Here is an 8,862-nt window from a genome sequence, read left to right as displayed (position 1 = left end):
GCTACGCTTCCTGGCCGGCCTCCCACTGAACTAACATCTATCTTCACTTATAGTTTAAGCTTTACACTTGTCGCACTTGATTTGACAATTGGGGAGATTGAAACTTCTTAAAAGATGGTTTGAGTATCCAGCAGATCGCACAACATTTAGGCCGTGCACGGAGTACCATTTATCGTGAGGTCATACAGGGGACAGCGCTGCAACGTGACTCTAATTATTTACATTATCGCCGACATTTCGCGGATACTGGCCTGGCAAATTAGCCTAAGCATCGTAGCCGGTGTCATTCAAAACCGTTGATACTTAATTGTTGGTTATATTTTCGATGTTGATTAAAGAGTTGAAAAGACTTTTTCGCTCCCAAAGTATTGCCAGTTTTACAGCTTATTTCAAACGGACTCAGCCGAATAAACAGATTGTATTAGATGATTTCCTATGTTACATGATTTACTCTCATTGATTGTTGCACCGATTCTAAGTCGGGATAGTTAATAACCTATTCTCTTACTGGTTAGATAAGAGTGACAAAGGCAACAATCACTGGCAAGTTATCAGTTTAACTCACACGCTGAATTCCGCGTAGCGAAAAAAGAGCCACTATCCGTGCCCAGGTAGTGGTTCTTGTGCTGTCTAGCTATTCTTCTAACTCTAAAAACTTAGTTAAAGCTTTGGCAATTCCGTCATTGTTATTAGAGGCAGTTACAAATGAGGCATGTTCTTTGGCAGCTTTAGAGCCGTTGCCCATAGCAACAGCTTGCCCTGCAAAATCAAACATAGGGACATCGTTTCTTTCATCACCAAATACTAGTACTTCTGATGGATCAATACCCAAAACTCTCGTTAATTGAGATAAAGCATTCCCTTTGTTGGCTTTAAGATTCATAACCTTTAAAAAATTATCAGCAGCTCTAACTACATAATTTTTTTGACCAAATTCTGCTTGCACTTCAGGTTCTACTTGATCTAACTTTTCCGTTTCTCCCACAAAGACAACTTTTACAATAGAAAGGTCTGAACTTAAATCGTCCGGTGTTCTAATTAAAATACCAGCATTATTTTCCCAAGCTTGTACAACTGTAATTCGATTAACATCACGATTACTAGTATAAATCGTGCCATTTTGGTCTAATACATTATATTGAAGGTTGTTCCTTTGAGCATATTTATCAATGTGCCTATATTCTTGGTTGTCCAATCCCATTTGTACCACAATGTTTCCAGTCACGGACTCAACCACACTACCATTATAAGTAATAGCATATTGTTTATCACCAGTGATTCCCAGTTCTTCCAAAAAAGGAGTTACGACTGGTAAGGGACGTCCGGAACATAAAACAACCTTTAAGCCTTTTTGTAAAGCAGAATGCAAAGATTTTTTTGTACTATCTTGAATTTTTCCGTGCGAGTTTAGTAAAGTATCATCGATATCTAAAGCAATAAGTTTGATAGCCATTCGTTGCCTCCTAAATTAATAGAATTATTTTATTCACAAAAATTATAAAATTGGTACTCAGGAGTCAATCCATGTTCGCACTGCTCCTAAAAGTTATTATTCCAAGCTATCTCCGTTAGAAGAAATTACTCTTTGGTACCAATAAAAAGAATCTTTACGACTTCGCTTTAAACTGCCATTGCCAGCATCATCTTGATCAACATAAATAAAGCCATAACGTTTGGACATCTCTGAAGTACTAGCACTGATCAAATCAATTGGTCCCCAAGTGGTGTACCCAATTAATTCGACCCCATCTCGGATTGCTTCCTGCATTTCCACAATGTGTTTGCGTAAATAGTCAATCCGATAGGCGTCATGAATGCTGCCGTCTGCTTCAACTTTATCTACAGCTCCTAGCCCATTTTCTACCACCATTAATGGCAATCGATATCGATCCCAGAGTTCATTTAACGTCACACGTAACCCAATCGGGTCTATTTGCCAGCCCCAGTCGGATTCTTCAAGATAAGGGTTTCGCCCACCCGAAGCGAAGTTTCCGACAGTTTTTTGTTTGTCTCCCGCTTTAGTCACTGTCGACATGTAGTAGCTAAAAGTAATGAAATCCACCGGAAACTGTTTTAATAGTTTTTGATCTTGTGGTTCCATTGTAATTTGAAGCTCATTTTCGGCAAAATAACGGTTCATATATTCCGGATATTCTCCCCGCGCTTGGACATCAGTGAAGAAAAGATTTTGTTCGTCTGCAACTTGTGCAGCTCTGACATCCGTCGGATTAGGAGTTGCAGGGTAAGTTTGCATCCGGGCTATCATGCACCCCATTTGCGCTTTAGGATCAATTTCGTGCAATTGCTTGGTTGCCAAGGCACTAGCTACAAATTGATGATGTAGAGCCTGGTACCGCAATTGTAGTTGATCATGTTCGTTTAAATCACTATCAATTGCGCCAGTTTCATGAAAACCCCAGGCACCTGTATTGATCTCATTGAAAGTCAACCAGTAGGGGACCTTACCACGGTACCGTTTGAAAACTACCTCTGTAAAGCGAGTGAACTCTTTGATTGCATGTCGATCAGACCAACCATTATGCTTCAAGGTTAGATTGATCGGCATTTCGTAATGCGACAATGTAATTAGAGGTTTAATGTTATATTTCAACAATTCAGCGATTACTTTATCATAGAAAGCTAGGCCTGCCTCATTGGGTTCTTTTTCATCACCCTGTGGGAAAATCCGCCCCCAGGCAATTGAAAAACGATAGACTTTAAAACCCATTTCCGCAAACAACTTAATGTCTTCTTTGTAATGGTGATAAAAGTCAACTCCGCGACGCTTGGGGTAAAATTTATCACTATGGTCCTTGATAGCTGTTTTGATCGATTGTTTAGTGACATCACCCATTGTTGTCTCACGTCGATTTTCTGCTTTTTTGACAACTTCAGCGGTAGTTAAACCTTTGCCATCAGCATCCCAGGCTCCTTCAACCTGGTTGGCAGCAGTAGCACCACCCCAAAGAAAATCTTTTGGAAAACTTAATGGGTAGGTTTTTTTATACATTTAGAACCTCTCCTTTATAATAGTGAATATTTTAATTATTAGAACTTACTTGGATATTTGCCACTTGTGGTTCAACTGATAAAACTTCAGTATCGCTTGTGGCGGCTGTCTCATTAGTCGTTGCAATTGTATATTGATTAGTATTGGTAATGATTAACATCACTGTGGGATCATATCCCTCCTCCTTAATTTTTTCAGGGTCAAACTTGATTAGCGGCGCACCTTGTGACACAACTTGTCCATTTTGGACTAGAGTCTCAAAATATTTACCTTCTAACTCAACAGTATCTATTCCCAAGTGTAGTAGAATTTCTACTCCAGAATCACTAGTCATTCCGATCGCATGGCTTGTCGGGAACACAGCGCTAATTGTACCTGATACAGGCGCAGTTACTGTGTTATTAGTAGGCACGATAGCAATCCCTTTCCCCATGGTTTCTGTAGAAAATACCTCATCATTGACGGCTGATAATGGGAGCAATGTTCCTGCGATAGGACTATTAATTCTAGTTTTAGAAGGGATGTCGTCATTATTACTTTCATTAGAATCTTCTTTAAACCCAAAGAAAAAGGTTAGGATCGTGCCTAAAATGAAGGAAACGGTCAGGCCGATCAAAGTACCAACAAAACCATGACCAATAAAAGTTGGAATTGACAGAACACTGACTAACGTTTGTGCGGTAGCTCTCCCACCTGCTGTACCAATAATAGCTCCTCCGATTGCACCACTGATTACTGCACAGATAAAGGACCGTTTGAATTTCAAAGTTATACCATAAACGATTGGTTCTGTGATACCGAAAAGTCCAGTAATAGTAGTTGACCCAGCCAAGGCTTTGGTTTTTTTATTGTGTGCTTTTAGGAAAACCCCTAGAGCAGCTCCCGTTTGTGAAAGAACGGCTGCTGCAGCCAGTGGTTGTAAAACATCTGTACCAGATTGAGATAAGTTATTGATCATAATTGGAACAAAAGCCCAATGTACTCCGAAAATTACAAAGACTTCCCAGAAACCACCCACGATTAATCCGGCAAGGGCCGGTACAAAATTGTAAGCCCCCATAACCAAAGAGGAGATACCAGCGCCAATTGCTGAGCCAATTGGTCCAACTACGAGTAAAGTTAAAGGTACCATAATAAGCAGCGATGTAAATGGTACAAAAATATTTCGTACAGCCTCTGGGAAAATTTTTTTAATTATAGGCTCTAAATAAGACAAAATCCAGATTGCTAAAAGAATTGGAATAACTGATGAAGTATAAGTGGCTGAAATGACTGGAATCCCCAAAAAGGAGAGATTCTGACCGTCAGAAAAGACATTAACTAGGTCAGGGTAGACTAAAGCCAATGCGATTCCCATCCCGACAAATTGATCAACTTTCATTCGTTTTGCAGCAGTTAATCCTAATACAACAGGTAGAAAATAGAATATACTGTCACCAGCAGCATTCCAAATTAAATATGTTCCGCTTTTTTCTGTTAGCCAGTTAAATGAAACTAGCAATGCTAAGAGTCCCTTTAAAATACCTGCCCCAGCTAAGGCACCTAGAAAAGGGGTGAAGACAGAGGAAATGTACCCAATGAAACGATCAAAAATTGTTCCTTTATCAGTTGTTTCAGTGTTCTGTGAGTCTTTTTCAGTGTTATTCAACCCTGCTTGTCGTGCTAATGGGGAAAATACTTGAGCCACTGAATTTCCAATCACCACTTGGTATTGTCCAGCAGATTTAACCACCGCTATTACACCAGGTAGGTTTTCGATTTTTTCAGTTTGCGCCTGATTTTCGTCTTTTAGTTTGAAACGAATACGTGTTGCACAATGCCAAGCCTCGTTAATATTCTGAGATCCACCGACATTTTCAAGTATTTGTTTTGCTAGTTTTTCTTGTTCCATATTAGTTCACTCCTTGTTGTTTTATTACAAAAGAAAAACCCAAATTACTGCATGGCTATTGCCGTGAAAGTAATTTGGGTTTTGCCTAATTGAATAGTTACAATCCCTTGGTTAACCGTTCTTTTTCGCGTAAAATACGCTGAATGTGAATTGTTAAATAAATTTGTTCATTTTTTGAAACTGAAAATTTTTTTGTTTCATATAAGAAAGTGCAAATCTTCAGTGTACAAGCAAAAGCTTGTTGATATTTTTGAGTTACATGTTTGTATAAGAATTCGTCATCGCTTGTAGTCTCTGACATTTTTTATGATTTATTAAACGAGTTGCAAAAAAACGAACATGAGTAATAAATCTTTGAAAACTTAGTGAATCATTAGTTAGGGTAATATTTAATTGGTATGTTACGATTTGAATAATTGCATGAATTAGTTCAGAAGTCTGAGTTAGGCTTGATTTGTCCGTGACATTTGGCTGATTTTCAACAAATTTTATACCGATAAAACCAGCTTCATCATCAGGCAGATTAACTGAAAACTTTTTTTGAATCAAATCAAGAGATTGTTGGCCAACTGTATATTCATCAGGGTAATAATGTTTGATTTCCCATAGAAGCTTATTTTGGATGATGTTCCCTTCATTGTAGCGTTCAATAGCAAAATGAATATGGTCAGCCAGTGCAATTAACAAATAGTCACTGAAGTTTGTTTGTAGTTGTTTAGTAGCTATGTTGATTATTTGACTTGAAACTTCAAAATAAACTGGCTCAATCTCTTCAATTAACTCTTTAAACATTTCGAACCACTTTTTATCTGTAGGTGAAAAAATTTGTTGAATCTTTTTTTTATCTACTGAATTTCCGGGGCGCTGTTTAAAGCCAAGCCCTCTACCGATTAAAACCAAGTCGTGACCATTTTGATCGGCCAACAAAACGTTATTATTAAAAATCTGCTTAATTTGCATTAAATAAAAAACACCCCCAATCTAGGAATTTACACAAAAAACCCATTACCTTTACTTAAAATATTACATACTAAACGTATGTCAAAAGTGTAAAGGTAACAGGTTTTGCTCACGTTAAGCGATAACAATCCTATTTATATTGTTATTGTATGCCTTTTCAAAGAAAACTTCAATAGTTAAATTTGTAATATATTAACAATATTCAGGGTCTATTTATAACAAATGAACCCTGATTTTATTTGTTTTTTTAAACATCGTTTCGTTTATCAGTTTTAAACACCAAAACGACAAGCTCATTATAGCATGTTCGAATACACATGTATTCTATTTTAAAAAAGAAGCAAAATTCAGGAGTTATTTTGATAGTTTTTTACTCATTTTGGATCCCCTATTAGGCTTCGTTAATTTTAAAAGGTTAACTTAATAGGAAATTCGAGGAGGCTATTAACTGCATAATAGGCCTTGAAATTCACTTTTCTTTAGTTAACTAGCTATGCGATTAAATTATAATTTTTGACAAAATGGCTAATTAAACTTTTCCAAGCGATATAATTGTTCATTATCGAGTGTATCGTTCTCATTTTTAAAAGAATAGCCCATTTTTTGATAAAAACCTAATCCAGTAATTGAAGCAGGAATTTCAATACGCTTTGCTCTTTTAAAATACTCGTCTTGTTCCAATAGTTGGATAAGCCGTTTACCGATTCCTTGCCCTTGATAATTAGGAGATACAAAAATGTTGAATAAGCTGCTTTCATCCTTTTTACCCCAGTATGCTCCAATCGAACCAACAACAATAATTTTATTTACAGTATAATCAATAAATACATAGCAGTGAAAGTATTTTGCTTTCTCTACAAAGGCTTGTGCCGTAAGATTTTTTAAATCACTTTCTAAATATTCTTTAGAGTAATCCTTTATATTAGTAGTTAACATGGTTTCTTTGACTAAATTAGCAACTTCTTGTGCATCTGAATTTTTGAAAGCACGATATATAATCATTTTTACACCTCCCAAAAGTTAAGAGTAAATAGTTGAATCTATTATACACTTAAAAAGCAGGTAAGAATTTTTGAGTTATGTTCCTTTTGATCATTAGGAGATTCAAATAGATAAGATCCATTAATCAATAATGGACCTGGATTTTTATTTTTTGATATGCTTGTAAATATAATTATTCAGAGGCTTTCCTACTTTTGTTAAATATTCTAGGAATAGAATTAGGATGACGTAAAATATGTTGAGATATACATTGTAAAAAAAGTTGAGCATAAGTAATAAAGCAATCAGAAGACTAAAAAATGAGATCCATGAAATCATATTCTTTAGATGTTTTTCTTTTTCTGACATAAAATCACCCTTTAAGGATTAGATTATCAAAAATGTGACTATATAAAAAGGCCAATCCCTAAGGCTGATCTTTTTATGAAAATTACATATTAAGACAACTACCTCAAAACGAGATGATTGCTTTAATATATCGTGGTTCTATTTACTAATAGCGATTATGAAATCCGATTAGATAATATAGAAGAAGATAATCAAATCAAAGTAGGTTAATTATAAAAATAATGGCTTTCCAATACTTATGACCCGACTTTAAAATTCTTGGAAATACCATAGCTAATAATAATAATCTATTTAGGAGAAGTTCCATTATGCAGATTCATTAAATAACTAGATGTGATTCCTAAAATAGGTATCGCATAGACTATAATCGCTTGAAGGCTGATCACCGCTTTTCTATCGATTTTGTTCATAAAAACACTCCTAAATCTCTTTACTAAACTTTATTCGACTAGGTGTGTTTAATCTTCAAAATTTATGTTTTTAAGACCACTAAATGCCGCTATCAGTGATAAAATTAACGCCATAACAGATAAAATAATTCCGAATATTTTTCCAAAGTCTAAATTATTTAGTAGCTGTGCTAGACACAAACACACGATTGCAATAATGGACATAATATATTCCTTTTTGATAAGCTGCCACCTCCAAATTTTATAAAGCTTTTCCCTATTAACATTTTATGTTTGTAATTAAATTTTTATTCACCCTTCGAAAAATCTGTCGCTGCTGCTAGATTTGTTAGTTGCTCGAATTTATCCGCCAAGTCAGAAAATTTATATTGCGCTCTTCTTACAGCTGACTCACCCAAAGGTAAATGCAATGGCAATTCATCCATATGATTTGTAACTTGATCATAAATCAACTGTGCAGCAGCCTTAGGGTCTCCTGGTTCATCACCAGCCAGCCCCGTATAAGTCCGTAATGCGCGATCAGTAACCTGATAATCTTTTGGAAAAGCCGTGTTCTTTTTTTGCGAAGAACGTCCGGCCCAATCCGTCCGAAATGAGCTAGGTTCTAATAAGGTGACCTGAATATTATCTTCTTTAACTTCTTCAGCTAAGGATTCAAATAATCCTTCCACAGCAAATTTAGTCCCACTATAAAAACTCAGAGAGGCTTCACCGATCAGCCCTGCATCAGAAGAGACACCTAAGATCACACCACTATTTTGTTGACGCATAACTGGTAAAACGGCTTGAGTCATATGCGACAAGCCCCAGACATTTACTTCAAACATATAACGAACAGCTTGTTCGTCAGCCTCTTCAAAAGTCGAAAAATAACCAAGACCAGCGTTATTATCCAAGACATCGATCGTACCAAATTTGTCTAGAGACTGTTTTACGCCTTCCTTAATTTGCTCTGGTTTCGTCACATCTAACTCCAACTTCAAGATTTGGCCATGATCATATTGATCTAAATAGTCTAATTTATCGGTGTTACGAGCTGTTGCCACCAAATTAACATCACTTTGTTGTGCTAATAGTTCCGCTAATTCGTGCCCAAATCCTGTTGAGGTCCCTGTGATCAGCCATGTTTTTGCCATTTATATACTCCTTTACGTGTGGTGCTAGTTCGTAACAATCAAACATTTAGTACAAAATTTTACAAAAAAAGCCCAATAAGGTTAGACTTTTAAGTGATCAAACAA

At 36.3% G+C, this 8,862-nt stretch carries 8 protein-coding genes and 1 pseudogene; 1 reads left to right on the top strand and 8 read right to left on the bottom strand.

What is annotated here, in order from left to right; translation table 11 throughout:
• Positions 1–107: 107 nt before the first annotated feature.
• Positions 108–412 (top strand): annotated as a pseudogene (locus tag LACPOB_RS13315) (helix-turn-helix domain-containing protein); the annotation flags it as partial.
• Between the two features lie 222 nt (positions 413–634).
• Here the strand turns inward: LACPOB_RS13315 and LACPOB_RS0100350 are convergent.
• From LACPOB_RS0100350 to LACPOB_RS0100310, 8 genes are all read right to left on the bottom strand, one after another.
• Positions 635–1,453 (bottom strand): Cof-type HAD-IIB family hydrolase, encoded by an 819-nt coding sequence (locus tag LACPOB_RS0100350; protein WP_017866868.1) that lies wholly within the window; start codon positions 1,451–1,453, stop codon positions 635–637.
• 96 nt (positions 1,454–1,549) lie between these two features.
• Positions 1,550–3,010: a glycoside hydrolase family 1 protein gene (locus LACPOB_RS0100345; protein ID WP_017866867.1), complete on the bottom strand. Its 1,461-nt coding sequence runs from the start codon at positions 3,008–3,010 to the stop codon at positions 1,550–1,552.
• Between the two features lie 31 nt (positions 3,011–3,041).
• Positions 3,042–4,901: a beta-glucoside-specific PTS transporter subunit IIABC gene (locus LACPOB_RS0100340; RefSeq protein WP_017866866.1), complete on the bottom strand. Its 1,860-nt coding sequence runs from the start codon at positions 4,899–4,901 to the stop codon at positions 3,042–3,044.
• Positions 4,902–4,998: 97 nt separating this feature from the next.
• Positions 4,999–5,202 carry a PRD domain-containing protein gene (locus LACPOB_RS12870; RefSeq protein WP_258420977.1) on the bottom strand — a complete coding sequence of 68 codons (204 nt, stop codon included), beginning with the start codon at positions 5,200–5,202 and terminating at the stop codon, positions 4,999–5,001.
• Positions 5,157–5,861, bottom strand: a complete 705-nt coding sequence (locus LACPOB_RS11415) for a PRD domain-containing protein (protein ID WP_258420976.1) — start codon at positions 5,859–5,861, stop codon at positions 5,157–5,159. The genes LACPOB_RS12870 and LACPOB_RS11415 overlap by 46 nt, the downstream gene beginning before the upstream one ends.
• A 525-nt stretch (positions 5,862–6,386) precedes the next feature.
• On the bottom strand, positions 6,387–6,863 hold the full coding sequence (locus tag LACPOB_RS0100330) for a GNAT family N-acetyltransferase (RefSeq protein ID WP_017866865.1): 477 nt from the start codon (positions 6,861–6,863) through the stop codon (positions 6,387–6,389).
• A 635-nt stretch (positions 6,864–7,498) separates the two neighbouring features.
• Complete coding sequence (locus LACPOB_RS12865) at positions 7,499–7,621, bottom strand: hypothetical protein (protein ID WP_017866863.1); 123 nt, start codon at positions 7,619–7,621, stop codon at positions 7,499–7,501.
• Between the two features lie 287 nt (positions 7,622–7,908).
• Positions 7,909–8,757: an SDR family NAD(P)-dependent oxidoreductase gene (locus LACPOB_RS0100310; protein WP_017866861.1), complete on the bottom strand. Its 849-nt coding sequence runs from the start codon at positions 8,755–8,757 to the stop codon at positions 7,909–7,911.
• Positions 8,758–8,862: the final 105 nt, after the last annotated feature.

Origin of the sequence: Ligilactobacillus pobuzihii E100301 = KCTC 13174, from assembly GCF_000349725.1 — a bacterium.
Lineage (GTDB): Bacteria > Bacillota > Bacilli > Lactobacillales > Lactobacillaceae > Ligilactobacillus > Ligilactobacillus pobuzihii.
Note: the sequence above shows the minus strand (reverse complement) of the source record. Positions and strands in the feature narration are given on the sequence as shown.

Excerpts from the sequence above, each read along its gene's own strand:
- LACPOB_RS0100350 (WP_017866868.1), bottom strand. The coding sequence starts at position 1,453 with ATGGCTATCAAACTTATTGCTTTAGATATCGATGATACTTTACTAAAC.
- LACPOB_RS0100345 (WP_017866867.1), bottom strand. The coding sequence starts at position 3,010 with ATGTATAAAAAAACCTACCCATTAAGTTTTCCAAAAGATTTTCTTTGG.
- LACPOB_RS0100340 (WP_017866866.1), bottom strand. The coding sequence starts at position 4,901 with ATGGAACAAGAAAAACTAGCAAAACAAATACTTGAAAATGTCGGTGGA.
- LACPOB_RS12870 (WP_258420977.1), bottom strand. The coding sequence starts at position 5,202 with ATGTCAGAGACTACAAGCGATGACGAATTCTTATACAAACATGTAACT.
- LACPOB_RS11415 (WP_258420976.1), bottom strand. The coding sequence starts at position 5,861 with ATGCAAATTAAGCAGATTTTTAATAATAACGTTTTGTTGGCCGATCAA.
- LACPOB_RS0100330 (WP_017866865.1), bottom strand. The coding sequence starts at position 6,863 with ATGATTATATATCGTGCTTTCAAAAATTCAGATGCACAAGAAGTTGCT.
- LACPOB_RS12865 (WP_017866863.1), bottom strand. The coding sequence starts at position 7,621 with ATGAACAAAATCGATAGAAAAGCGGTGATCAGCCTTCAAGCGATTATA.
- LACPOB_RS0100310 (WP_017866861.1), bottom strand. The coding sequence starts at position 8,757 with ATGGCAAAAACATGGCTGATCACAGGGACCTCAACAGGATTTGGGCAC.